This window comes from Listeria sp. Marseille-Q6474 (assembly GCF_946902005.1).
In the GTDB taxonomy this organism is placed as follows: domain Bacteria; phylum Bacillota; class Bacilli; order Lactobacillales; family Listeriaceae; genus Listeria; species Listeria innocua.
In genome coordinates this window covers 919084-943749 of record NZ_CAMPPS010000001.1, presented here as the reverse complement: position 1 = coordinate 943749, position 24666 = coordinate 919084, and the positions used below count along the sequence as shown (strand labels likewise).

Sequence of the window (24666 nt, the reverse complement as noted above, 5' to 3'; positions counted from 1 at the left end):
ATCATGGGAAACTGGCAACAAAAGTGGGAATCATGGCGCGATATGACAGCAGCAATGCAGCAAGAAATTAAAATCGAAGCAGCCGACAAAGTAACTTCCTACATAAAAAATGACCAATTTGAAGAAGCAATCAATGTCATCAGACAAACCGAAAATCTCCTAAATGAACTTGATTTTGAAGCAAAGATGAACCGCGTCGAAGAACAACTCCAAGCCTTCACATCCGACCAAGAAGCATCTAAATCATTCGAAGCAAGCCAACTTCAAAACCTAGAAAAACCAAGTACAACAGTAAGTTTCGACCTCGCCAGCGTAAAATCAGAAGCAATCAGTCAGTTTACCAAACGCGATTTCAATCTAGTAGACTCACATGATACCCACATGCAATTTCTAAAAGGCAACCGCAATTTTTATATGGATATTTTTAACCCCGAAGAAAGCGAAGAACATCACTACGCTAACCTTCATGAAAAATGCCAATACAAAAATATCGGATTCATCTGCCAAAATGATGCAGCAGCCGAAATGGCCGCAAACTTAACGAGCGAATGGCTTGAAACATTAGAAGCGCCCAAAAAGAAATTTTTAACAGTTAACATCGCCAATTTAACCGCGATGAAACAAAACCCAGAAGTACTATTTCAATAAACAAAAAGAGAGCCGCTACTATGCGCCTCTCTTTTTTATAAAGCTAATTTTGTGATGCATCGATTTTTCGATCATAAATAGTCGCGATAACACCAGCTATAATATAAAGCGAACCAGGAATCGGATTTATGTAAAAACCTTCTATTAGGTTGGCGCCTAACAATAGAATACCACTAATAAATAGAAAGATAATTTTATTGTTAGGAGTTAGAGAGCTTAAACGGATAATGCAACAAAGACAATGAGCTAGCATAAGAAATGCTATCAAACTAATGATAGGGAATAAAGTTATCGCGTCTCCCAGAACTTTTAGCGTATAAAAGGCAAAAACAAATTCTAAAAAACAGGCAGACCATACTAAAGTTTTTATTAAAGATAACATATTAATTGTTCCTTTCTAAGAAGTATAAGTAGATAAGTTGGAATTTAATTCTATTTTACATCTATTTGATAGTTTCATTTTAGTATAGGAATGATTCTGTTGCAAGATTACTAGTAAACTTTATAATCGCATTTATTATAAAATTTTGTTGTATCAGAAAATAAAGTACATTATAATTGATTCAAAGGTATATTGTGAAATTTAATACAAAATAAAATACGGGAGGAATATACCATGTTTAATTCGTTGTTTGCAAGTGAGGAATTAACAAATGCAAAAATAAAACATCAGAAATACGAAGATTTAATTAAAAAAGCAAACTATTTAAAAACCCAAATTGAGAACGCTCGTATGTGTGCTATTGATTTAGATTCAATAGGTTGGCTGGATACCAACTACGAACCCAATATGCTCATTGATGACAAAACTCGTCTTGTTCTTGAGATGGCTCGAGAAATGCGTAAAAAGCATGATAATCAATTGGAAGATTTATGTGACTTGAAAAACTCAGCGCAAAAAAAGTTGTATTCTTGTGCACTGGAAATCAATCAATTGGAGGCAAAAGAAAATGAGTCGTGAGCAATTATATAATGATAATTGGTATGAAGCGTGGACAGAACTAGCGAAAGTAAAAACAATGTTAGATGATACTCTTTCGCAAGCCAAAACTTTACAAGCAAATGTTGAGAATATGAATTGGAACGGTGAACACTACAAGCATATTCGAGCATTACTTGAAATGGTTGTTGTGTATCATGGTGCTTTATTGAACAGTTCTGTTGAATTGAATGAAGCTCTTTATCAATTTGGTCAAACCTATAAAGAATTTGAAAGAATGGAATCCTATCTTGGAATAAAAGGTATTGTTTATGACTGGTAAAGTATTAAATGCCGATGAACTTTACTACTTAGCAGAGTATCAAAACATATCCTTGCTATTTGGAATCCCTTATGAAGCACCAAGCTCTGCCTCTGTAGAAGGATTAATAAAAAAAGAAATACTAACATCTACTGGAGGTTTATCATTAGTTACAATTAACTATGTGGAGGTACTAAAAAAATACGCTCAAGCTGATCGTTATGTACATATTCAACAATATATTTTTGGTTTATTTAACGATGGGCTATGCATTATTTTGAAACAAGTCCCTGTTCAAGATACTATTCGATTTGAACTTTTTGTTGGCGATGCCTTGAGTATGCTAGAGATAGCTCTTAGTCATCCAATCCTAAAACAGTCAGCAAGTATATATTATGAAAAAATAACTACTAAGACATTAGATGAAAGAACACTTCCCTTTTCACATAGCGCGCCCACTTTGGTGATAGAAATATTTAACAATGAATATCAACTCGAAGCTCAATTAGCTATTGGACAAGATAATAATCAATATTATCAGTTAGATGAAAGGAATAAACTAACTACAAAAATTGATATTGACCCTTTTAAATGGTTTGTTGATAAAGTACCACAAATTGTAACTATCGCCCAAGAGCGAATCCAGGAGGTAAAAAATCATGAGTGAAATTGTTATTAATCCGGATGAACTAGAGCTAGTAACTACCACTTTACAACAATTAATGGAATCTATTATAAATACAGCTCTGCCATCTCTTAATGCTGTGAAAAATAGTGCTTTCTATATTGAAGGTGAAGCAAAAGAAGAAGTGGAGCGTATCTTAAGTAAAAGTATGATTGAAGTGAATGGTTCAGATATGATGCAAATGGGGGCGGACTTTGCTGGAAAAGTGCAGATGCTTGCAACTTATTATAATCTTATCAACGAATACTGCATTGATGCTATGATCACATTCAAAGATACTGATGAAAAGATAGCTAAACTTTGGGAGAAAACTTGTGAGGAGGCATTGGGATAGTGGCAGAACAAATTTATATAAACGATGATTCATTAGAAAACTATAAACAAGATTTGTTTAACCGCTTGAACGAGGCTGTCAATCAATTTTATAGAGTTGACCACTTATTCAAACAAATGGATGATTATTTACACGATGAAGGCTTAGCCAATGAGTTCTATTTCACTTATTCTTCACAGAGTTTTAAAATTGATAATTTAAACGAAAAATTATGGAATTTGACAAATAATATTGTTAGAATTTATCGTGAAGCCAGTGAGAAGATTGATAGTCCATTTAAGAAAAATATGGAACAATTTGCAGAACGATTAAGTTTAGTAGATATTAACCGTCACTCTGTTTCAACAAGTGGTATAGCTGTTCAAGGAGAAGCTTGGCAACCAGGTGAGAGCATTTCTGCTCCTTCAACGGCCTATAATACATTTAAAACCAAAAACGATGTAGATTTTATGGATTTGATGAATAGTTCATTTACACGTAAAATGAAACAAGAACAATATCAAACCTTTTTAGCCATGACTGGTCAGTTAGACTTTCAAATTAATTACGAAACCTTTGTAAACACTCTCTATCGTCAGACTGATTTTAACTATGAAACTGGTTTAGAAAAAGTAACCAATATGCTTACAACAGGACTAGTTATTGTATGTGTTGGAGGTCTAGTAGTAGCAACGGGGGGCACTTTTGCGGGGATAGCTGTACCTGGATGGATAAGCACAACATCAATGGTGGCAGGTGGAATTATGAGCGCTCAGTCTATCGGTCATGCGATAACTGGACTCGATATAAACGGCAACCCACTTAGTCAAAAAGAACGTGAAGCATATATTCTGAGTGCAGGGACGGATATAGCCTTTATGGTTGCAGGATTTGGGCTCAGTAAAATTTTAAGAAAGCAAGCTAATATGCTATTTATTAATAATCTAGATGAAACAGAAAATATATATCAGAATTCAAAATATATAAATGGAGAGCTTCGTCAAGGTGGTGCAGGGCACACTTATCATGGATTTGCAAAAACTAAAGGAAGTATTGCTGGTGGGCATATAGAGGATACATTAAGTAATGAAATTAAAGTAATTGATACTATTCCCAACCCACCAGTTAAGAACCAACCTTATAAAGGAATTCAACAAAACTTGGTTTCTGGAGAAGTTATGGCAGAAAAGACTATGTTTCCTAAAAATTGGAGTGTAGAAAAAATTGATAAAGCGATACAAGAAGCATTCCAGACTAAAATATACACTGGCACACGAAATCAATGGATTGGGGAAACGAAGTCCGGAATGAAGCTAATGTTTTACCTTAATGCTGAAGGGAAAATCATAAGTGCTTTTCCGATAATTGATTAATGAAAGGAGTTAGTCATGAGATATAAATTTAACCAAAAAGAACTATGTTTTTCTAACGGAGGAAAATATTTTAATCTTAGTATTGATATTTTAAAAAGTAATGGAGAAAAAAACAAAGAGCTTAGCGATAATATAAGTATTTTACTGGGTAGTGAGTATCTGTCGTATGAATATTTAGAATGTGCAATTAAACAAATGGATAGTCATACGAAAGAATCCGATGGATCAACTTTGCATGATTCTGGAGAGGCTGTTTGTTGGCAAGTTTATCCAAAAGAAACTGCTATTTGGAATTGGATTGATGAGCAAGATGGAGTTTCTTTTGAGAAAACTTGGATAAAAAATGATGTGCTGTTAACTATTGGCAAGCATTTTTATGAAATTAAAAAGTCGTACAGTAAAAATAATGGGTATCTTGGTTTGACTGATGAGGTTTTTGAAATTTGAATATTATAATTAAAAACGTAATATGTTGGATATTAAGCCGATCATATTACGTTTTTAAGATTGTCTAAGCATTTAAGGAGGCTTTTTATTTTCCATTTGACAATCAACCTACTTTGTATTACTATATACTTGTACCTAGTAACAACTAGTAGAGGAGTGAATTCAAATGAAAGGACTTACCGAGTTACTCAAAGGTAGTTTAGAAGGAATGATATTAGAGCGAATTTCTAAAGGTGAAACATACGGTTATGAAATCACCAAGTATCTCAATGACCTAGGTTTTGATGAAATCGTTGAAGGAACCGTCTACACCATTCTCGTTCGCCTCGAGAAAAAAGAATTAGTCAATATCGAAAAGAAAAAATCAGAATTAGGTCCACCTAGAAAATTTTACACATTAAGCCCAGCCGGCGAAGAAGAACTAGCAACTTTTTGGAAACGATGGGACTTTATCCAATCGAGAATCGTCCAAATTAAAGGAGGACCAGCATATGTTTAAATGGTACACAAAATACCGCGAAGAAAAACGAGACTATAAACAATACAAAAAAAGAATAGACGCGCTCCCAGAAGACTATAAAACAGCAATGAAAGCCGTTGAAACCTATTTATGGAACTTCGCAAAAGGCGCAGGGATGTTCGAAATCCTAAAAAATGTCCTCGAAATGTTCGAAAACGCAGCCGCTGATCAATTAGAATTAAAAGCTGTTGTAGGCGATGACCTAGCCGAATTCGCAGACAGCTTACTAAACGAATATCCAGAAGAAACATGGATGGATAAACAACGCTCGAAATTACGCGATTCAATCAAATAAAAAACAGCAAGTCTCTCCGAATATAAGAGAGACTTGCTGTTTTTTTATTTGCGTTTCTTCACAACTTCAATAAATTCATCTAATGTTTCGTGGGCTTTTATTTGCTCGTTACAAACATCGCTATCGTAGCAAATATAATTACCATTTGTCGTATAAACGCCATCACTAGAAGATTTCGTTTTCGCCATAAACAGTGATACTTTGGAATGCGTTTGGCAAATGGAACAAACACCCTTTTGAATCTCCGGAGAAATAGTCCCATTTACGCCGACCAAATTTCCGTCCTCATAAGTCACGATATATTTACGCTGCTGAGCAATATCATTCCAGCCGTAAAAAGTATAATCGCGCAAATCAAGTTTCGACCATGCAGGAATTTTTAATTTTTTCGTTTTCGCAAAAAGTTTTTTAAGTTTCACATCACTAGGCGGAGCGAAAGGAATCACATAGGCTTTTAACCCTTCTAAAAACGGCTCTGCTTCTTTGGTTGAAGTAATCGAATGGAGCTCGCTAAAAAGTTCCTTATGCTCTTCTAGCACGCTCTCCGGAAATAGTTCGTTGATTTTCTCCTCCGTCAAAGACTTTAACGCCTTCAAAGTGGATCTATCATTCGCGGAACGATAAGCGCGTGAGACATTTTCTAATTGTTTTTTGATAAAATTATATTGGTATGGTTCGATAAACTCTTTCATTAATAATTCTCCTTTAATAGTTTAATTTTGGTTAAACTAGCTGAAGGATTGAAGAGTTTATTTCACTCTTACTTTCTAAACAATCCTAAAGCCATTGTTAGAAAGTCGAGAGCAGTGCAATTTTGTTTGCATCTCTTTGATCACCACCTTGCCTTCATTATAAGCACTTCTGAATTGTTCGTCAATTCTCTTTCATGAATATTCTTCTAAAAACAGGGTAAACGAAAACTATTGGACATTAGAGAAAACATCCATGGGAGGAGAAAGTAAAATGAAAAAAGTAAAAGCAAGTGAAACACTCGTACAAACATTAAAAAATTGGGACATCGATCATGTTTATGGTTTACCCGGTGATTCGATTGATACCGTGGTCGATGCACTCAGAAAAGAACAAGAGGCAATTGAATTTATTCATGTGCGTCACGAAGAAGTCGCATCACTAGCAGCAGCTGCCTATACCAAATTAACCGGCAAAATCGGAGTCGCTTTATCTATCGGCGGACCTGGTGCGATTCATCTTCTAAACGGTATGTATGATGCAAAAATGGACCACGTACCAATGCTCGTTTTAGCTGGTCAAGTGACAACGGACGTCTTAAATACAGGCTTTTTCCAAGAAGTCAATTTACCAGCTATTTTTGAAGATGTTGCCGTTTATAATAAACAAATCGATAATGCTGAAACGCTTGCAGATGTCGTTGATGAAGCGATTCGAACTGCCTATCAAGAAAAAGGTGTTGCTGTTTTAACCATCCCAAATGACATTCCATCTCAAGAAATTAAAGCGAGCCTAAAAGCAAAACCAGTAAAATTTGAACAAGAAATTCCAAAACTAGATGAAAAAGCAATTCAAGAAGCTGTAACATTAATTGATAAAGCTGAAAAACCAGTTATTTTAGCAGGCCTAGGAACAAAACACGCTGGACCAGAATTAATCGCCTTTGCAGAAAAAGCAAAAATCCCGATTATTCATTCTTTACCAGCAAAAACAATCGTTCCAGATGACCACCCAAATGCACTTGGTAACCTTGGTAAAATAGGAACGAAACCAGCATATGAAGCCATGCAAGAAACTGATTTACTCTTAATGTTTGGCAATGATTATCCTTATAGCGACTACTTACCTAAAAAAGCTGAATGTATTCAAATCGATATTAACCCAGCCAAAATCAGCAAACGTTATCAAGCGACAGTTGGTTTAGTTGGCGATGCCGCAGAAATAATTAGCAATTTAACAACCAAAATAGCACCGGTTGAAGAACGTAAATTCCTTCAAGCATGCCAAGAAAACATGCAAGAATGGTGGAAATGGTTGGAAGAAGATATTTCACAAACAACAGACCCAATTGCCCCAGAAGTCGTGATGGCTAATATTCAAAAAATCGCTGATAAAGATGCTATTTTCTCCATTGACGTAGGAACAGCAACAGTTTGGGGCACGCGTTATTTACACTTAACACCAGAAAATGACTTTATCGTATCTGCATGGCTTGGTACAATGGGCTGCGGTCTTCCCGGAGCTATCGCAGCGAAAAAAGCCTATCCAGACCGCCAAGCAATTGCAATTGTCGGTGATGGTGGCTTTTCAATGGTTATGCAAGATTTCGTAACCGCGGTGGGTCTTGATATGCCAATGATTGTCGTCGTTTTAAATAACCAACAACTATCATTTATTAAATATGAACAACAATCTGCCGGAGAATTAAATTACGCAATCGACCTTCCAGACATCAATTACGCAAAATTCGCCGAAAGTTGTGGCGGAATTGGTTTCCGAGTAGAAAAAATGGCAGACCTAGAAGCTGCTTTCGAAAACGCCAAACTAGCAACAAAACCAGTTATCATCGACGTTTCCGTGGATAGCGCAGCCGCTCCACTACCAGGAAAAATCGTGATGGACGAAGCATTAGGTTACACCAAATTCGAAATCCAATCAGTCCTAGAAGACCACCGTTTCGCCAAAATGCCACCACTTAAAACTATTTTACGAAGATTTTTATAAAAAATAAATAAAAAAATAACAATATCACCCATTTTACGCCGATATTCGCTAGTTATTATAATGTTTTTTTATTAAAACTAATTATTTTACAATAAAATATGGAGTTTTTTTAAAAAATATGAGATAATGAACTAGAATTAGAGAATAGGAGTGTGGAATGGGTGAATTTAATTAAAAATCGTAAATTGAAAACAAAACTAAGCATTAATATTATTATAACCACCATCATGTTAATCGGACTTGGCGCAACGAGTTTCCTTGGATTTCGTCATGTAGCGACACTTTCAGATAATATGGTTGATAATAATGTTGCTCCAATGAAAGAAATCGCAAAAATCCAAACAAACATGGCACAAATCAATATCGACATCCTGACCATGTTCGATACTATCAACGGAAAATCAACCCTTATTAAAGATATTGATACGCTTTATGCTGAAAATGACCAAGCAATCCATAATTTCAAAAAAGCCAATTTAACAGCAGAAGATAAAAAACAATTAGCTTACTTTGAAGAAAAATTAGCAGATATGAAGTCAGCAGCATCCTCTGTCATCAGTGATACTTCAAGTGCGCTGGACGACGCAGAACTTTTAGGAGCACAAAATCGATATTACCAAAATGTTAAAACAAAATTTGACGATGCTACAAAACAATTAAACGTTTTAAATGATATGAACTATAATGAAGTCGAAAAATCTTCGCAAGCTATTTCTGATTTTGGCGTAAAAATTAGTTTAATCTTCACAGCCGTTATCATTGCTGTACTGATTTCACTATTCATTTTCAACGCTTATATTACACGCGTTATTTTAAAAGGAATTCGTCACTTACAAACAGCTGTACATAAAGTAGCAAGCGGGGATTTATCATACCGTAGCACATACAATGGTAAAGATGAGCTAGGCGACATCACGAATGACCTAAACGAAATGAGCGAAAACCTAAGATTAATGATTGAAGATATTAAAAAAGCTTCTACAGACGTTAAATCTTCCAGTGATAACGTCATTATTAGTTCTGAAATTATTTCTGCAATGACAACAGAAATGGACATCGAAATGAAAATGATGGGCGAACAAATCCAAACGCAAATCGGTAGCATGAAAGAAAGTACCGATGCAATGGATCAAATGACAGGCGGCGTTCAAAACGTTGCGGAATATGCCCTGAAAGTATCTGACTTAACAAAAGACTCCGCCGAAAAAACAAATGATGGAATTGCTGTTATTAACAATTTAGTATCACAAATGGATCGTATCAGCGGTGTAATGCGTTCGAGCACAGACGTCGTATCTCAACTCGTTAATCGTGTTGGCGAAGTCGAAAAAGCACTTGATACCGTTACAAATATCGCTGACCAAACGAACTTGCTAGCCTTAAACGCAGCAATCGAATCCGCACGTGCTGGCGAACATGGCCGCGGCTTTGCAGTTGTAGCTGAAGAAGTCCGTAAGTTAGCAGAACAATCTCGTCTTGCTGTTGTAGATATTAATACGGTACTGAAAAAAATCCAAACCGAATCAAAAACAACGATTGAAGTAATGAACACTGGGCTTTCTGAATCAGAAGCAGGTCAAAAAATCATTTCTGAAACAGAAGCGACATTTACAGATTTACTCAACCGTGTGAACGATATTTCCGCCCAAATGCAAAACGTCTCTCAAGAAACAGAAGAAATGGCTGCTGGAATTGAAGAAGTAAACACATCGATTAGCGACGTAACAGAAATCTCTAACCAAATTGGTGAAAAATCCACAGCCGCACTTGAATTCGCGGAAGTTAACAAAATGAAAGTGGACGAGCTAGTAGTTATCTCAGAAGAAATGCAAAAAATTTCCGGCTCATTAGAAGGGTATATCGCCAACTTCAATACCGAAGTAAGCGAAGAAGCGGTCGAAGTAGAAGAAGAACCGGAAACAAAAGAACCAGGAGAGCCAGTCCTAGCCGAAAATGTCTAGGTAGCATGTACAAATGCGAATTTGGATAAAATCACTACTTGTTATTACAGCTTGTATATTTAGTTTGACCCTTCTAAATACGAAATATACCTTTTATTCACCAACCGTCAAACTCGAAAGCGCCAAAGTAGTTTATAAATTAGATAATGAACCTTTTAATGTAAGACTCGACGTTCCTCTCGTTAATCAAATGGATGCGCCTATTCTTTTTAACGGCTGTGAAGTAACAAGTCTTGCAATGCTCCTACAGTTCACTGGGAAAAATGTTACCAAAAATGAATTAGCAGCGAACCTTCCAACCACACCTATTGAACAAAACGGCTTACACGGAAATCCTGATAAAGCATTTGTTGGGAGCATCAGTGGAGATAGTAAAGGGCTCGGGGTGAATCATGCTCCCATCGCCAAACTTGCTGCTAAATATGTTAATGAAGCGCATGTACATGACATTAGCGGCAATGATATAACCGATATTATCACCGTACTTAGCACAGGAGCACCCGTTTGGATTATCACAACGACCGATTACCATGCACCAAAAAATTGGCAAACCGTCCAAACAAAAGAAGGAAAAAAGAAGATCACTTATTCCATGCATAGTGTTGTCATTACTGGATTTGATAAGGAGAATTTTTATATCAACGACCCATACGGACATAAAAATCGCGCTGTAAAAAGAGCTGTCTTAGAAGAAGGCTGGTCTGCCATGGGAAAACAAGCTATTTATTTAAGCAAACCATAAAAAAACGTTTGGAAGCATAAGCAAGCTTCCAAACGTTTTTTTATATTTTTTTCTTAATGAAGAGAACGACTGCTAAGACTACTAGAAGTACTCCGATAACAATCGGCCAAACCGAAAATGCATCCCCGGTCGAAGGTAAAAGTGACGTATTACTTGTATGCTCGAGTGCATAAACCGTGCTCACACGAAAATAAATAAAACCTAGCGAAAAAATTAAAGCAATACTAGAAACTATTTTTTTTGATAAAACCATACGGCTCGCTCCTTTTTCTATCATAACTATATTATTAGTCATTTGTTATTTTTTGTCAATGTATAGACCAATTTTAAACAAACGGCTATATATAATGCTTGACCTAGTATACATATTATTGTAAAATGGATTTGTTTCCTTGAAAAGTATTGAAGGAGGATAGTACAACTGAATAGAAGCGCCAGAACTGATTGGGACGAAAATGCTTAAAGGTGAAATTCCTGGAAAGTAAACAGTCAGTTGACGAGGAGGAGATTAATCGAAATTTCGGCGGGAGTCTCCCGGCTGTGCATGCAGTCGTTAAGTCTTACTTACAAATCATTTGGGTGACCAAGTGGACAGAGTAGTAATGAAACATGTGCAAGAACCCTCCAAGGAAACCAAAAAATGTAGAGGGCTTGAAATTGGACAAGTCTGCCCTCAAGTTAATTATTGGAGGAATTTATTATGTGTGGAATCGTTGGATATATTGGAACAAACAATGCAAAAGGTATTTTATTAGAAGGACTTGAAAAATTAGAATATCGCGGTTATGACTCAGCAGGAATCGCCTTACAAAACAAAGACCTAGTAACAGTTGTAAAAGAAAAAGGACGGATTGCAGACCTTGCGAGCCTCGTACCAAGTGATGCATTTGGCACAACAGGGATCGGTCATACACGCTGGGCAACTCACGGTAAACCAAATCACGAGAACGCTCACCCGCACCAAAGCAAATCAGGTCGTTTTACTATTGTGCATAACGGTGTAATCGAAAACTACACACTTTTAAAAGAAGAATATTTAAAAAATCATTCATTTATTAGTGATACAGATACAGAAGTAATCGTACAGCTTATTGAATTATTTGCTGAAAATCTTTCTACAAAAGAAGCATTCAAGAAAGCTTTATCGTTACTTCACGGTTCATACGCAATTTGCTTAATTGACCAAACTGACACAGAAACACTATACGCAGCAAAAAACAAAAGCCCATTACTAATCGGAAAAGGCGAAAACTTCAACGTTATTGCAAGTGATGCAATGGCTGTTCTTAAAGAAACAGATGAATTCGTGGAAATTATGGATAAAGAAATCGTTATCGTTACAAAAGACGGTTTTACATTAGAAACATTAGAAGGGGAAGAAGTTAGCCGCGCAAGCTATACTGCAGAACTAGATGCATCTGACATCGAAAAAGGCACTTACCCTCACTATATGTTAAAAGAAATCGACGAACAACCAGCAGTAACACGTAAAATCATCCAAGCTTACCAAAATGAAGCTGGGGAAATCAACGTCGATCAAACAATCCTTGATGAAATTTTATCTTCTGACCGTATTCACATTGTCGCTTGCGGAACGAGCTATCATGCTGGCTTAGTTGGAAAAAATTTAATCGAAAAAATGGCGAAAATTCCTGTAGAAGTACATGTTTCTAGTGAATTTGGCTATAATTTACCGCTAATGTCTAAAAAGCCGTTATTCATTTTCATTACCCAAAGTGGGGAAACTGCCGATAGCCGCCAATGTCTTGTAAAAGTGAAAGAACTTGGTTACCGGACGTTGACATTAACGAACGTACCAGGCTCTACGCTTGACCGTGAAGCAGATCATTCGATGTATCTCTATGCTGGACCAGAAATTGCGGTTGCATCAACAAAAGCATATACCGCACAGATTTCTGTTTTAGCAGTACTTGCAGTTTCACTTGGTCGCGAAATTGGTGACGCTGAAGCACTTAGCATTAATTTGGCTGCTGAATTAGGTATCGTTGCAACTGCAATGGAAGCAATGGTTTCTAGTAAAGAAGTTATCGAACATATTGCTGGCGAATACTTAGCGACTTCTCGTAACGCTTTCTTCTTAGGTAGAAACATCGATTATTTCGTAGCGATGGAAGCGGCCCTTAAACTAAAAGAAATTTCGTATATTCAAGCAGAAGGTTTTGCAAGTGGGGAATTAAAACATGGTACTATCGCGCTTATCGAAGACGGCACACCAGTTTTAGCACTTATCACGCAAGAGTCTATCAATTGGAATATTCGTGGAAATGTAAATGAAGTCTTAGCACGCGGAGCAAAAACTTGTGTATTTGCAATGGAGAACGTTGCACAACCAGGTGATCGCTTTGTTATTCCACAAGTACATCCATTATTAACACCACTAGCAAGCGTTATCCCGTGTCAACTATTAGCTTATTACGCAGCACTTCACCGTGACTGCGATGTCGACAAACCAAGAAACTTAGCAAAAAGTGTAACAGTAGAATAAAGTATTCAAGACCTTTTCTAATTTCGAAAAGGTCTTTTTTTATGCAATCAATAAATTTGCACGACCCCCTTGTTATACTATAAACTTAGAGAGGAATGGGGGAAATCAGCCAATGGAAGTATCACACGTAACACTCGAACCAAATAAAGATAGTCGCCCCGCAGTATTAACAATCGGTAAGTTTGACGGGGTTCATCTTGGTCACCAAACCATTTTAAATACAGCTTTATCCATCAAAAAAGAAAACGAAATTTTAACTGCTATCAGCTTCAGTCCACATCCACTTTGGGCTTTAAAACAAATCGAAATATACCGCGAAATGCTCACACCAAGAATGGAAAAAGAACGCTGGCTCGCGCATTACGGGGTAGACCATCTCATCGAAACAGCTTTTACACCAAGGTATGCGGAAACAACACCAGAAGAATTTGTTACGGACCATTTGACCAATTTACAATTATCGCATATCATCGTTGGTTCTGAGTTTAATTTTGGAAAAGGGCGCGATTCTGATGTGGATTTACTCCGGGACCTTTGCAAGCCCTATGGTATCGGCGTCACATCTGTCCCAGTAATTGAAACAAACCAAACAAAAATCAGCTCCACAAACATTCGAGCTTTTATTCGGCGCGGCCATTTCCTAGAAGCAGAACAACTTCTTGGTCACCCGTGGTACATTACAGGAATGGTAGAAAATGGTGAAATGGTCGGCTTGGATGATTATGTTCTTCCTGCAACCGGCACTTATCAAACTGACAAGAATCTCGTAAAAGTAACGAATAGCCGAACCATCAAAGTAGATTTACCAGACGGACTACAACAATTACATATGAAAAATGAACTTTCCTAGTCATTAGGAAAGTTTTTCTTTACATTTTATAAAATTAGTAATATACTAATTTAGTAAATTACTAAAATTTAAAAGGAGAAATCTAATGAAGATTCCAACTACCTTAAAACATAAACCAGTTATTGTTGCCGAAAATTACGAAGAAGTAGACGGTAAAAGCGCGTATCACTCGGATGCTAAAGGTCTTTCACTTGGTCTTGCGCAGTGGAATGATCGTGGAAAAGTAGATATTTCAGCCAAAGTTTGGCGTCATACGGGCGATAAATGGTCGCGTCAATCCGAAGAGCTTCCGTTACACCGCGTACTTGACTTAGCTATTTTAATTGCAAGAACGAAGGTTCATTTTAAAGATGCTTACCGTTTACCAAATTTTTATGATAAAGAAAATCCAACGCTTGATCGTATCGGCTTGCAAGGAGATGCGCTGACTATCGCAGTTTGTGAAGATAACGAGTATATCGACGAAGACATTCAATTATTTGAACAAGCATTAAAAAATGATGATGAACTACTCAGCGAACGCCTCAAGACACTTAGCAAACTTTTACAAGAAGCAGGATACTAAGGACGTGAAACAAATGGATAAAGAAAACCGCAAAGAGCTGATTCGGGCATACAAAGAAAAAGCCCCTGACGCCGGAGTATACCGTTTTATCAGTACAAAAACTGGCAAATATTTAATCGATAATACAATGGATTTAAAAGGAATAGCCAATAAGCTTGCTTTCGGAGTGAAAATTGGAGCAGGAAATATGCTACCACCAGAAATGGCAAAAGAAGCAACTGAACATGGTATCGACACCATTCAATTTGAAATTCTTGAAAAAGTAGACATTAAACCTGAAATGACAAAAGAAGATATTAAAGAAGAAAATGATGTACTTCTCAGTTTATGGCTAGAACGCGAAGATATTTAAGGCCTCTCCAGATGAGAGGTCTTTTTTTAACAGTTAAAATTGTACAATAAAAAGATAATTTAAATAAAAATACACTAAATGTCTACATTTTTTGTGTGAATTAATGGTATACTAATAAATGACTATAAAAAAGGGAGGTTTTACAACATGAATCCAAGAAAACCAGAATTCATTCTAACATTAATAGCAGGAATTACAGGTATTATCGCTGGTATTACAGGAATCGCAGGTGGAGGTATTCTTGCTGCTTTATCTGGTAGCGAAGAACTATCTGGCGCTGCAACAATGTCTACTACTGATACAGAAGCACTTGCTGCTGCTGGAGGTTTCGCAGTAATTTTATCTGCAATCGCTTTAGTTATTGGTATTGCTTTGATAGTTTTCGCAGTATTAATTAAACGTAATGCGAAAGTATTTGGTATCTTAACGCTAGTAGCTGGTGTAGGCGGTTTCTTCTTAGTTAGCTTACTATGGATCGTTCCAGGCGTACTTGCAGTTATCGCAGGTATTATGTGCCTAGCGAGAAAAGTACAAACTTTCTAAAAGGGGCTTTAGAAAAAATAGATTGTAACAATTTGAGAAATCATTTTGTTTACAGTCTATTTTTTTTACAAAAAAAGTACTGGAAATCAGTAAATGTTTCTTGAACTTCACATTTTATTCACATTTTAAATGTAATTCAGAAAATTGAGTCTGATTTTAGTACTTGTTAATTTTATGTTGATTGTATACTGGATAAGTACCAATTTCATAAATAAGCGTTTATACATCTAGGAGGAATGATTAACTACATGAAAAAAACACTCACAATGTCGCTACTAGTCGTATCTCTCGTCTTAATTAGTTTTATTAGTTCTCCAAACGCCAATGCAGCCGAAAAGAGTATTTTAACATCACCGAAACCAATAATTGAGGTTTTTCCTGATGAAAATATGGCTAAAGTAATAGCTGAAGTCACTTATAAGAGTAGTTCAGCAGATGAAGTATCTCAGGCAGATTTAGATAACATTACAAAGTTAGATGGCAGCACCTCTGACCGTATGCCGGGGCCAATAATTTATTCGATAGAGGGTGTCGAGTATCTTCAAAATTTATCGGAATTTGATATTTCTGGGCAGTCTGTAAGTAACATTTCACCGTTAGAAGGATTATCAGAGTTAGAAACTGTATATATTTCTGAAAATAATATTAATGATTTATCACCGCTTAGTAAATCTCCAAAAATAAAAATATTAGATGCATCGAATAATAATATAAGTGATATAAGCACACTTAGCTCATTGCCAAATTTAAATTCGGTAAGACTAAATAATAATAGTATAAGTAATATAAGTGTGTTAAGAGATTTCCCGGCAAACCAATTTGTTTATATTTATTTGGCCGATAATAAAATCAAGGATATTAGCCCGCTCGCTGGTAAATCGTTTCAACAATTAACACTTAACAATAATGAAATAAGTGATATTAGTCCGTTAAGTAAGATGACACTATATTCAGAGGATCCATTGACAGATGATTTTTATATTGATATTAGCAACAACCACATTAGTGATATTAGTTCGTTGAAAAATGCTGATTTTGGCAAATTAGATTACTTTTTTGCAGAGGATCAGAGTATTGTCAATCAACCCAAAGCTTTTTCTACAAATTTCACACTGGAAAATAAAGTGAAAAATATCAATGGAACACTTGTGACGCCGAAGAATATTAGTAATAGCGGTAGTTATTCAAATGCTATCTTATCTTGGCAACTTCCAAGCTTTGTCGCAAATCTAGATTACTCTTTTTCTGAGACAACTCAAATTGGCAGATCGACAGGGGAATTTAGTGGAAAGGTCACACAATCCCTTGTTGGAGGATATACAGTAACCTTTGACAATGAAGGAACACTATCTACAAGGACTTTTGCTAGTGATGAATTAGTAACTGAACCCGCAAAGCCTAGCAAAAAAGGGTTCACGTTCACTGGTTGGTACGATGCAAAAATTGGTGGAAAGAAATGGAACTTCGCTACAGATAAAATGCCAGCAAACAATATGACACTATATGCTCAGTATGAAGAACAAGCAACAGATCCAGTTGATCCTGCAAGTCCAGTTGCCCCAACAAAACCAACAGATCCAGTTAAACCGGATGAAATAGTCTCCTCCGAGGGATCGGGTGATATGGAGATTAAGGGAGAACAATCTGGAACTATAGCGGCATCAGAAAACGCAACTTCTTTAGATGACTCAAAACAACAAAGAACACTACCAAAAACAGGTGATACTAACTTATACTTGGTGCTGATTGGGCTATTATTTGTTGGATTTGCTAGTTTACTTTGGAAGAAAAAACAAATTTAAGCCATTCAAAAAGACGATAAACCTCGGTTTATCGTCTTTTTTTATTAATTATTATTCAGATTTACAGCTGATTCTTTCTCCAAACAACAATGGCAGAACTTAAAAGGAAGATTCCTACTAGTGAAGGAATTAATGGACTCTTATCACCAGTTTTTGGAAGTTTTGGCATTCCTACTGTGCTTGATTCTGCTTTTGTTATCGATTTATTAAAAGTTGTTTTGTTCGATGGTGATTTTTCTGAACTGTCTTCTTTTTGATATACAAAAGTGACTTTTTTTGGTGTTTGATCAAATGTTCCGAGCTCATTGGAGGGCTCTTTTTTTAGTGTGTATCCTGCTATTTCTTTATGAGTGATTTTATACGTTTTTCCAATTTCTCCTTCTACTATTAAAGGATTACTGATTGGCGTGTTTGTGGAATCAACAAATTCTACTTCGACTTTACCAATTTTTGCTTTTAGTAAAGATTTGTCTTTAGTGTACACGTAATTAACGCTTTGTTTAGTATCAGAAAATGTACCGTTCGCATTTGTTGGTGTTGTAGTTAGCTTATAACCTTGAATTGTTTTGGCAAAAGAAGAATAGGAATCTCCAATATTGCCATCTAAGACAGTTTGTTCTGCTAACTCTTCACCTGTATCGCTCACATAATTAATTGTTACAGACTCAGCTGGGATAATATTTTTAGTGTAAATGTAATTCACTGTTTGTGGGTCTGCTGTTAATTTTCCGTTGGCGTTTGCTGGTGTTTCTACTAATGTGTATCCTTCAATCGTTTTTTCTGTAGAAGTATAATCATCGTCTATAAAACCAGTGAATGTTTCTGATGGTGCTAGTTCTTTACCTTTATCATCAACATATTTTACAGTAACTGGTTTAGCAGGAACGGGGTCTTTTGAATAAACATAAGTGACTGTTTGTGGATCATTTAAAAAAGTACCGTTCGCATTAGCGGGTGTTTCTGTCAGTGTGTAGCCAGGAATCGTTTTAGCTTCAGACGTGTAATTTGCTTCTAATAAACCTTTTAAAGTTTCAGAAGGAGCAATTGTTTCTCCTGTGGTACTTTTGTATTCGACTGTGACATCGGAGCCTTCTGGAGGAGCTTCCACAACGATTGGCACCCGTACTTTTGCAAATGGGTTGGAGGTAGTTGATAAGGTGCTTTTAATCGTAATGAAACCTTCACCTTCTGTTGTGGCTACCCCGTTTTCAAGCGTTGAAGAACCGTCGTCATAATATTCGAATTCGTGAGTAGGATATAAAGCATTATTAGAGGCTAATCCTAGTTTGGATTTATCAGGAGTCAGTTGTTTAAAGGCTGTTTTGTAAGGAACTACGATTGGATCGCCTTTATAAACCAATTGATCTTGCTTTTGACGATAATTGTAATTCTCTAACATGTTTCCGCCATTATTATAGTTATCTAAATAATCAACAGGAATATCTGAAGTAATTTGATTTCCTTCTGTATCTATAATTAGTAGGCCACTGCGGCTAGCCCATTTAGTTGTAAAAAACTTATCAGGAATGGAAATTAAATTGTTATTACGAACATTGAGACTTGATAAATGTGAAGACATATTCGTAATTTCTTCAGGAATTTCACTAATATTATTTTTTTCTATTGATAGTGAGTCTAAAGCTGGTAATTCAAAAACAACCGTTGGAAATTCTGTCAGTTTATTACTATAAAAACTTAAAAAGGTTAGCTTTTTTAATTCGCTAATACTCTCCGGTACTTCAGTCAGAGAGCCTCTTGTTACAGAGAGCCTAGTTAAATTTTTATAGTCTGTTATATTATCAGGTATAGAAGAGGCACCCTCTGGATCAAGAGAAGTGATTGTTTCTAAATCTGCCAATGTAATATCTTCGCGTTTTTTATTGAGGGTTCTTTCTGTGGCTGAGATAAAAGCTTCGTTACCATCTAATTCTGTTTCAATCCAAGACGTCGGTTCAGTGGTAGCTTTTGGGAAAGTGAAGGGGACGAGTGTTGCGAGTAGCATGGAGCAAATGAGGATTAGAAAAGTTTTTCTCAAGAGGTATTGCACATCCTTTTATAGTTTGTTTTATTATTTATGAGTTAATTATAGTCCTTTCCCATATTTCTGTAGTACTAAAATCAGACCTAAAAATCGCGTATGATTTCTTAAATGTGACTATTTGGTGACGAAATCACAAAAATGGCGAAAAACAGGGTTTGTTCAAATTTAGACCCGATTTAACTGTTTTATAACTATTTTAGATGCTGTTTAGACTAAAGGGAGCTATTTAGAGGGTATTGATTTGAATGCTTTTTTGAATTAGAAAACAAGTAGTGTCAATGTGTTATTAGATTTTTCTTCTGTGGATACTTGTTTTGTTCACGGAAATAATTTTCGGTTTTTTGAGGTAAATGTGTCAAAGAAAAGTGCTTGGAAATCAAAAGGCATGCTGCTTTTATGATATGAAATGTTCTAAAAATGTTCACAAATGGTAATTTTAGGTACCTTATTAGGCATTTTAATAATATTGTTTAGCGTATAATTTTAGGAGTAATCAAAAACACTGGAGGTTATACATTAATGAAAAAAGCTTTTCTTTATCTTTCTGCTGTTGTTCTCTCATTAAATTTTGTTTGGGGTTTTCCCATTTCCGGAATAGCAACAGAAACAACAAAAGAAACAAATCAACTAATTAATTTAAATCAAAATAATACTGATATTGTTACTTCTGAAGATTTAGGAGGACAAGCGTGGTTAATCAATGAGGTAAATAGACAATTAGCTCCGAAAAAAGTCGGTGTTGATCTAACTTTTGAGGATTTGGCTAAGATTAAGACCATTTCTTTAAGCAATAGGTCGCTTACGGGAGAAGTCCCACCAGAGATTAAAAACCTAGTGTCTCTCGAAAGACTTTTGCTTTATAGTAATAATTTATCAGGGGAGATTCCTAGTGAATTAGGTCAATTACAAAAGCTAACAGAACTGCGCTTAGATTATAATCAATTCTCAGGAAAAATTCCGGATGGTCTTGGAAATATTCCTTCCATCGCTTTGCAAAGTAATAAATTAGTCGGGCAACTTCCTTTAAGTCTTTATGAGAATAGAACTGGCGCAAATGAAGTAAATGTTTCTGGTAACCAAGTAACGATTAACAGTCAAAAACCAGAACCAAGTGTTTACTCACCATATACATTTATTTATCCAGCTAATACACCAGAGTATAGCGGTCATATTAAAGCGAATAATTCTTTTATTTCTAATCTAACTAATGATATGAAGCTTACGCCATTTTTAAAAAATAGTCCTACATTTATTAATTTACAAGTAGTATATATGTTTGACTCGGAATTGTTTGATGGCCATGATGTGACGATTACCGATACGAATGATGGCAAGGTGCTTTATGACGGGGTGCTGACATCGGATATTAGCATTCCGTTAACGAATTTTAAATCAGGCATACATGTGATTAAAGTAGTTCTTGATAATGCGACTAACAATCCTCAAAACCAAGCAACTTTTTTAATTGATATTTTACCAGTTAAGGCAAATGATTTAACAGTTAAATATGTGGATGAAACAGGGGCAGAGATTCACGAGTCGCAAACGGTAAGTGGTAATGTAGGCGATGGCTATGATGTGACAACGCCTGAATATGAGCTAGCAATTGATAAATACGAACTCGATACTAACCAACTACCAGAAAATGCGACCGGGACACTTAGCTTAGACGAGCAAACGGTCACTTATGTATATAAAAAGGCAGACGGCGCACCAGTCACAGTAAAATATGTAAACCCAAATGGCGAGGAACTAACCACTTCAGATATTCTAACAGGTAAAATAGATGATACGTATCAAGCTGAAGCAAAAGAAATTGCTGGATTTACATTAGATGAAAGTAAACTGCCGGTAAATGCAAGTGGCGTATTCGAAATAAACTCGCAAACAGTCACTTATGTTTATCAAGCAGTACCTGCAAAAATTAAAGCGCACGATTCGACGATTTATGTAGACGATGCATGGAGCGGAGAGGACAATTTTGATGGTGCGATAGATTCAGTCGGTACCGCTGTTTCCTTTAGTGATGTGCAGGTGGACGGTGAAGTTGACACCACGAAAGCAGGTATTTATCCAGTCACTTATAGCTTTGGCGGCGAATCAATAACAATTAATGTAACAGTTAAAGAAAAAGCCGTTCCAGCGCCTCCAGTTACACCGCTAAACCCTGTAGTACCAGCGCAACAAAATAACGAAACTACACCAGCTACAAACCACCAAACATCAGCAGATAAGATAGAAACAATAAAAATAACGCCAACTCAAAGTGAAAAATCAACTATAGCTGGTAAATTAAAACTTCCAACTACTGGCGATAAACTTTGGGATAGCGTTTTGTATAGCATGTTTGGCTTAATATTTGTATTTGCAGCGCTTGGATTATTACGCCGTAAACACAAACAAAATTAAATATCTAAGGAGTCCTTATCTATCCGATAAGGGCTTTTTTTATTGACTAAAAATTCTTCGTCTACAAGCTCTGTGAGTAAATTAGATATGTTTGGCTGGGTTGTACGGCAATATCTTGCAAGGACTGACTGATTGATAAAGTTTGGTAACACAATCTCATTTCTTTCTTCATCTTCAGTGCCCATCTCTACAGCAAGATTTTCTAAAGCCATGTAAATCCGTTCTTTAGGTGTTTTTGCAATCATTCCAAGTAGTGCATAGTGGCGAGCAAATACGTCAGCAATACTTGTCAAAAGAAAATCATTCACATCAGGTTTTACCGATAAAATGTTTAGTAAAAAGTCTGCTTCTATTTTATAGAGCACCATTTGCTCACTCATGACGGTAATACTATGTTTTTTCTTTGGAAATGACGAGAATGCATCAATCCCTAACACATTATTTGGAAGAACGAATATTGATATATAGTTTGTTTTTCTTAAATTGTTCTCTAATTCTACCGCAGCATAACCTTCCACAACAAAAAAGATATGTTTTGCTTTTTCTTGTTCAAAAATAATTTTTTCATTCATTGTATAGGTTTTCTTTGTTACATATTTATAGTAGTCAGGAAATTCTTTTAGATAACTGAGCACTGTATTGAATTTTTCCGTCATTAGGACCACTCCTTTTTTACATATTTACCCATTTATTATACCTTAATTCTTTTCAAAAAGAGTTATGAACAGTTTGTGACTCCTGCTAAAGTCGCTTGGAGAGAGGGATAAAAGTTTGAAAAGAAATTTTGTAGTGAGAAAAACGCTTGCTCGGTATATGAAGTATATAAATGAAGCGATTTTCCTTTGATATAGTACATTCATAGCCAGTGTGACCCAGGTGGTACGGTGATACGGACAGACAGGCGAAAGGAGGAAATTATGAAGTTTGATGATAGTAAACCCATTTATAAGCAAATCGTTCATTATATTCATACAGAAATTGTTACAGGAACATACGAGGCTGGTGACAAGCTACTATCTGTAAGAGAATTAGCAACAAAGTTAGAAGTAAATCCGACAACCATCCAGCGAGCTTATGCAGAACTGGAAGAAGCAGGAATTATTTTCACCGTTCGCGGTACTGGTAAATATTTGACAGAAGATAAGAGGAGAATTGAGCAATTGGAAAATGACATCGCAAAACAACTTACCGAAAATTTTATTAGTGAAATGAGTAAATTAGGAATTAATAAAGAAAAAATCATCGCTTGGGTGAAAAAAGTAGAGGAGGTAGAAGTAAATGTTAGTGGGAAATAATCTTGCTAAATCCTATCCAAATAAATTAGTCTTACAAAATGTGGACTTCGAAGCAAAACCAGGCGACATGATCGTGCTCACTGGTGAAAATGGCAGCGGGAAAACGACCTTGCTAGATATGTTAGCAAATTTGAAGAGACCAGATAGCGGCACATTACTACTAGATAATGAAGTTTTCATAACGAGTGAAATCCGTCAGCAAATCGCTTATCTAAACAATGAACTTTACGCTAAAAAAAGTATTACTATAGAAGAATTTATGAAACAACATGCGCTTCTTTTTGAAAATATGGATTTAGATAAGTGGGAAAGACTACTTTCAGGATGGCGCATTAGTAAACGTTTAAAACTTGGTGAACTATCGACAGGTATGTTGACGAAAGTGAAAATTGCTAGTGTTTTAGCAAGACAAGCCAAAGTGTATCTTTACGATGAACCATTTGCAAGTATTGATATTATGGCTCGTTCAGAAGTAATGAAGGCTATTATTAGCGAAACAGAGCCAGATGCTATCACGATTATTTCTTCGCATCATTTAGAAGGAACGGAAAAATTATATAACAAACTTTGGTTAATTAAAGATAATACATTAAAAACTATAGAAACAGAAACTTATCGCGAGAGAACAGGCAACTCATTAATCGATTTTTATAAGGAGGAAATGAACAAATGACAAAAATGATTACTTTTTATTTAAAACAAATTAGTCCTATTCTTTTGATTGGACTTGCAATTATCTTGGGGCTGAACTTTCTAGGGTTCACGATAAATCTACTGGAGGGAACGGATTTACTTTTTAGAGCGATTCGAGGAACGACGGTGATAAGCTTAATTCTCGTTCTTATCACAACTTGGAAAATCACGAAACTCGACACATCGAAAGAAAACTTAACGCTCGCTTCTCTTTCCGGATTTTCGGAAACAAAGAAATTTTTCGGAAAACTATTTGCTGCTTATTTATCAGCAATTGCAGTTATTTTACTTCAAAGTGCTTTTATTTGGTATTACGGTTTTGAAACAGGACGAATTGGAGCAGGTGATGCGTTATCGTTTGTATCTGGAACGCTGATGATGTTTTTATTTATCGCTATGTTTGTTTGTTACTTTGTTATTCCGGTAGGTTGGTTAAAAGATCACGTGAAGGCGAGTTCTCTTCAGAAAGCGGCCGTTGTTCTACTTCTTTTTGCAATCCTAATAATCAATTTATTAGCTGAATACTACTTGCATATTTATAACAGTGCGGGAATTATCTCTATTTTGCCAAATGGTCATTTTGAGATTTCACTTCTTTCTATTGTTTGGAATGTAGGATTATGTTCAGTTATTGCAGGCAGTTATATCTATATGAAATCTAAAAAAATGGATACTATTTGAAAGTAGGAGA

At 35.9% G+C, this 24666-nt stretch carries 26 protein-coding genes; 22 read left to right on the top strand and 4 right to left on the bottom strand.

Features of this window, described 5'->3' with window-relative positions; genetic code table 11:
- The first annotated feature begins 3 nt into the window (after positions 1 to 3).
- The 9 genes from OC533_RS04730 to OC533_RS04690 all read left to right on the top strand — a co-directional run bounded on the left by OC533_RS04730 (position 4) and on the right by OC533_RS04690 (position 5522).
- Complete coding sequence (locus OC533_RS04730; RefSeq protein WP_194323276.1) at positions 4 to 648, top strand: hypothetical protein; 645 nt, start codon at positions 4 to 6, stop codon at positions 646 to 648.
- Between the two features lie 616 nt (positions 649 to 1264).
- Complete coding sequence (locus OC533_RS04725; RefSeq protein ID WP_070753487.1) at positions 1265 to 1609, top strand: hypothetical protein; 345 nt, start codon at positions 1265 to 1267, stop codon at positions 1607 to 1609.
- On the top strand, positions 1599 to 1910 hold the full coding sequence (locus OC533_RS04720) for a hypothetical protein (protein ID WP_003770915.1): 312 nt from the start codon (positions 1599 to 1601) through the stop codon (positions 1908 to 1910). The genes OC533_RS04725 and OC533_RS04720 overlap by 11 nt, the downstream gene beginning before the upstream one ends.
- Positions 1900 to 2556: a DUF5081 family protein gene (locus OC533_RS04715; RefSeq protein ID WP_003770916.1), complete on the top strand. Its 657-nt coding sequence runs from the start codon at positions 1900 to 1902 to the stop codon at positions 2554 to 2556. Before OC533_RS04720 ends, OC533_RS04715 begins: the two co-directional genes overlap by 11 nt.
- Positions 2549 to 2908, top strand: coding sequence for a hypothetical protein (locus OC533_RS04710; protein WP_003770917.1), 360 nt, complete (start codon positions 2549 to 2551; stop codon positions 2906 to 2908). The genes OC533_RS04715 and OC533_RS04710 overlap by 8 nt, the downstream gene beginning before the upstream one ends.
- On the top strand, positions 2908 to 4260 hold the full coding sequence (locus OC533_RS04705; RefSeq protein WP_194323278.1) for an EndoU domain-containing protein: 1353 nt from the start codon (positions 2908 to 2910) through the stop codon (positions 4258 to 4260). The genes OC533_RS04710 and OC533_RS04705 overlap by 1 nt, the downstream gene beginning before the upstream one ends.
- Before the next feature lie 15 nt (positions 4261 to 4275).
- Entirely contained in the window at positions 4276 to 4707 is a 432-nt protein-coding gene (locus OC533_RS04700; RefSeq protein ID WP_070753483.1) for a hypothetical protein, read from the top strand.
- Positions 4708 to 4873: 166 nt separating this feature from the next.
- On the top strand, positions 4874 to 5206 hold the full coding sequence (locus OC533_RS04695) for a PadR family transcriptional regulator (protein WP_003760998.1): 333 nt from the start codon (positions 4874 to 4876) through the stop codon (positions 5204 to 5206).
- Positions 5199 to 5522, top strand: coding sequence for a DUF1048 domain-containing protein (locus OC533_RS04690; protein ID WP_033533285.1), 324 nt, complete (start codon positions 5199 to 5201; stop codon positions 5520 to 5522). The genes OC533_RS04695 and OC533_RS04690 overlap by 8 nt, the downstream gene beginning before the upstream one ends.
- 44 nt (positions 5523 to 5566) lie before the next feature.
- Here the strand turns inward: OC533_RS04690 and OC533_RS04685 are convergent, their stop codons facing one another.
- A complete protein-coding gene (locus OC533_RS04685) occupies positions 5567 to 6214 on the bottom strand; it encodes a FusB/FusC family EF-G-binding protein (RefSeq protein WP_185481760.1) in 648 nt (215 codons plus the stop codon).
- Between the two features lie 271 nt (positions 6215 to 6485).
- Here OC533_RS04685 and OC533_RS04680 point away from each other — a divergent pair, with 271 nt between their 5' ends.
- From OC533_RS04680 to OC533_RS04670, 3 genes are all read left to right on the top strand, one after another.
- Positions 6486 to 8216: a pyruvate oxidase gene (locus OC533_RS04680; RefSeq protein ID WP_194323279.1), complete on the top strand. Its 1731-nt coding sequence runs from the start codon at positions 6486 to 6488 to the stop codon at positions 8214 to 8216.
- A 161-nt stretch (positions 8217 to 8377) separates the two neighbouring features.
- A complete protein-coding gene (locus OC533_RS04675; RefSeq protein WP_185485126.1) occupies positions 8378 to 10177 on the top strand; it encodes a methyl-accepting chemotaxis protein in 1800 nt (599 codons plus the stop codon).
- A gap of 13 nt (positions 10178 to 10190) precedes the next feature.
- Complete coding sequence (locus OC533_RS04670) at positions 10191 to 10919, top strand: C39 family peptidase (RefSeq protein ID WP_070753480.1); 729 nt, start codon at positions 10191 to 10193, stop codon at positions 10917 to 10919.
- A gap of 40 nt (positions 10920 to 10959) precedes the next feature.
- Here the strand turns inward: OC533_RS04670 and OC533_RS04665 are convergent, their stop codons facing one another.
- Positions 10960 to 11172: an LPXTG cell wall anchor domain-containing protein gene (locus OC533_RS04665; RefSeq protein ID WP_185481758.1), complete on the bottom strand. Its 213-nt coding sequence runs from the start codon at positions 11170 to 11172 to the stop codon at positions 10960 to 10962.
- 447 nt (positions 11173 to 11619) lie between these two features.
- Here OC533_RS04665 and glmS point away from each other — a divergent pair, with 447 nt between their 5' ends.
- The 6 genes from glmS (at position 11620) to OC533_RS04635 (ending at position 17537) form a co-directional block, all read left to right on the top strand.
- Positions 11620 to 13425 carry a glutamine--fructose-6-phosphate transaminase (isomerizing) gene (gene glmS, locus OC533_RS04660; protein ID WP_045553507.1) on the top strand — a complete coding sequence of 602 codons (1806 nt, stop codon included), beginning with the start codon at positions 11620 to 11622 and terminating at the stop codon, positions 13423 to 13425.
- Between the two features lie 112 nt (positions 13426 to 13537).
- Complete coding sequence (locus tag OC533_RS04655) at positions 13538 to 14275, top strand: FAD synthetase family protein (RefSeq protein ID WP_185547062.1); 738 nt, start codon at positions 13538 to 13540, stop codon at positions 14273 to 14275.
- 85 nt (positions 14276 to 14360) lie between these two features.
- Complete coding sequence (locus OC533_RS04650; RefSeq protein WP_003765864.1) at positions 14361 to 14840, top strand: DUF6530 family protein; 480 nt, start codon at positions 14361 to 14363, stop codon at positions 14838 to 14840.
- Between the two features lie 13 nt (positions 14841 to 14853).
- Positions 14854 to 15192, top strand: a complete 339-nt coding sequence (locus OC533_RS04645) for a GIY-YIG nuclease family protein (RefSeq protein ID WP_070753477.1) — start codon at positions 14854 to 14856, stop codon at positions 15190 to 15192.
- Between the two features lie 147 nt (positions 15193 to 15339).
- The gene (locus OC533_RS04640) at positions 15340 to 15735 is read left to right on the top strand and encodes a DUF4064 domain-containing protein (protein ID WP_003770937.1); all 396 of its coding nucleotides are present in this window, start codon (positions 15340 to 15342) and stop codon (positions 15733 to 15735) included.
- Positions 15736 to 15983: 248 nt separating this feature from the next.
- Positions 15984 to 17537, top strand: coding sequence for a leucine-rich repeat domain-containing protein (locus OC533_RS04635; protein WP_226894216.1), 1554 nt, complete (start codon positions 15984 to 15986; stop codon positions 17535 to 17537).
- A gap of 61 nt (positions 17538 to 17598) precedes the next feature.
- Here the strand turns inward: OC533_RS04635 and OC533_RS04630 are convergent, their stop codons facing one another.
- Entirely contained in the window at positions 17599 to 19572 is a 1974-nt protein-coding gene (locus OC533_RS04630) for a MucBP domain-containing protein (protein ID WP_262265232.1), read from the bottom strand.
- A 525-nt stretch (positions 19573 to 20097) separates the two neighbouring features.
- Between OC533_RS04630 and OC533_RS04625 the strand changes: the two genes are divergently transcribed.
- On the top strand, positions 20098 to 21987 hold the full coding sequence (locus tag OC533_RS04625; protein WP_194323282.1) for a MucBP domain-containing protein: 1890 nt from the start codon (positions 20098 to 20100) through the stop codon (positions 21985 to 21987).
- Here the strand turns inward: OC533_RS04625 and OC533_RS04620 are convergent.
- The gene (locus tag OC533_RS04620) at positions 21984 to 22643 is read right to left on the bottom strand and encodes a Crp/Fnr family transcriptional regulator (RefSeq protein ID WP_194323283.1); all 660 of its coding nucleotides are present in this window, start codon (positions 22641 to 22643) and stop codon (positions 21984 to 21986) included. The two genes, OC533_RS04625 and OC533_RS04620, sit on opposite strands and share 4 nt — an antisense overlap.
- Positions 22644 to 22904: 261 nt before the next feature.
- Here OC533_RS04620 and OC533_RS04615 point away from each other — a divergent pair, with 261 nt between their 5' ends.
- From OC533_RS04615 to OC533_RS04605, 3 genes are read left to right on the top strand one after another with little or no spacing between them, the layout of a single operon-like run.
- Positions 22905 to 23282 carry a GntR family transcriptional regulator gene (locus tag OC533_RS04615; protein WP_045553502.1) on the top strand — a complete coding sequence of 126 codons (378 nt, stop codon included), beginning with the start codon at positions 22905 to 22907 and terminating at the stop codon, positions 23280 to 23282.
- On the top strand, positions 23266 to 23955 hold the full coding sequence (locus OC533_RS04610; protein WP_194323284.1) for an ABC transporter ATP-binding protein: 690 nt from the start codon (positions 23266 to 23268) through the stop codon (positions 23953 to 23955). The genes OC533_RS04615 and OC533_RS04610 overlap by 17 nt, the downstream gene beginning before the upstream one ends.
- The gene (locus OC533_RS04605; RefSeq protein ID WP_003770949.1) at positions 23952 to 24656 is read left to right on the top strand and encodes a hypothetical protein; all 705 of its coding nucleotides are present in this window, start codon (positions 23952 to 23954) and stop codon (positions 24654 to 24656) included. The genes OC533_RS04610 and OC533_RS04605 overlap by 4 nt, the downstream gene beginning before the upstream one ends.
- Positions 24657 to 24666 lie beyond the last annotated feature (10 nt).

Bases quoted from the DNA above. Each gene is read 5' to 3' on its own strand.
- OC533_RS04730 (WP_194323276.1), top strand. From the start codon at position 4: ATGGGAAACTGGCAACAAAAGTGGGAATCATGGCGCGATATGACAGCA.
- OC533_RS04725 (WP_070753487.1), top strand. From the start codon at position 1,265: ATGTTTAATTCGTTGTTTGCAAGTGAGGAATTAACAAATGCAAAAATA.
- OC533_RS04720 (WP_003770915.1), top strand. From the start codon at position 1,599: ATGAGTCGTGAGCAATTATATAATGATAATTGGTATGAAGCGTGGACA.
- OC533_RS04715 (WP_003770916.1), top strand. From the start codon at position 1,900: ATGACTGGTAAAGTATTAAATGCCGATGAACTTTACTACTTAGCAGAG.
- OC533_RS04710 (WP_003770917.1), top strand. From the start codon at position 2,549: ATGAGTGAAATTGTTATTAATCCGGATGAACTAGAGCTAGTAACTACC.
- OC533_RS04700 (WP_070753483.1), top strand. From the start codon at position 4,276: ATGAGATATAAATTTAACCAAAAAGAACTATGTTTTTCTAACGGAGGA.
- OC533_RS04695 (WP_003760998.1), top strand. From the start codon at position 4,874: ATGAAAGGACTTACCGAGTTACTCAAAGGTAGTTTAGAAGGAATGATA.
- OC533_RS04690 (WP_033533285.1), top strand. From the start codon at position 5,199: ATGTTTAAATGGTACACAAAATACCGCGAAGAAAAACGAGACTATAAA.
- OC533_RS04685 (WP_185481760.1), bottom strand. From the start codon at position 6,214: ATGAAAGAGTTTATCGAACCATACCAATATAATTTTATCAAAAAACAA.
- OC533_RS04680 (WP_194323279.1), top strand. From the start codon at position 6,486: ATGAAAAAAGTAAAAGCAAGTGAAACACTCGTACAAACATTAAAAAAT.
- OC533_RS04670 (WP_070753480.1), top strand. From the start codon at position 10,191: ATGCGAATTTGGATAAAATCACTACTTGTTATTACAGCTTGTATATTT.
- OC533_RS04665 (WP_185481758.1), bottom strand. From the start codon at position 11,172: ATGGTTTTATCAAAAAAAATAGTTTCTAGTATTGCTTTAATTTTTTCG.
- glmS (WP_045553507.1), top strand. From the start codon at position 11,620: ATGTGTGGAATCGTTGGATATATTGGAACAAACAATGCAAAAGGTATT.
- OC533_RS04655 (WP_185547062.1), top strand. From the start codon at position 13,538: ATGGAAGTATCACACGTAACACTCGAACCAAATAAAGATAGTCGCCCC.
- OC533_RS04650 (WP_003765864.1), top strand. From the start codon at position 14,361: ATGAAGATTCCAACTACCTTAAAACATAAACCAGTTATTGTTGCCGAA.
- OC533_RS04645 (WP_070753477.1), top strand. From the start codon at position 14,854: ATGGATAAAGAAAACCGCAAAGAGCTGATTCGGGCATACAAAGAAAAA.
- OC533_RS04640 (WP_003770937.1), top strand. From the start codon at position 15,340: ATGAATCCAAGAAAACCAGAATTCATTCTAACATTAATAGCAGGAATT.
- OC533_RS04635 (WP_226894216.1), top strand. From the start codon at position 15,984: ATGAAAAAAACACTCACAATGTCGCTACTAGTCGTATCTCTCGTCTTA.
- OC533_RS04625 (WP_194323282.1), top strand. From the start codon at position 20,098: ATGAAAAAAGCTTTTCTTTATCTTTCTGCTGTTGTTCTCTCATTAAAT.
- OC533_RS04620 (WP_194323283.1), bottom strand. From the start codon at position 22,643: ATGACGGAAAAATTCAATACAGTGCTCAGTTATCTAAAAGAATTTCCT.
- OC533_RS04615 (WP_045553502.1), top strand. From the start codon at position 22,905: ATGAAGTTTGATGATAGTAAACCCATTTATAAGCAAATCGTTCATTAT.
- OC533_RS04610 (WP_194323284.1), top strand. From the start codon at position 23,266: ATGTTAGTGGGAAATAATCTTGCTAAATCCTATCCAAATAAATTAGTC.
- OC533_RS04605 (WP_003770949.1), top strand. From the start codon at position 23,952: ATGACAAAAATGATTACTTTTTATTTAAAACAAATTAGTCCTATTCTT.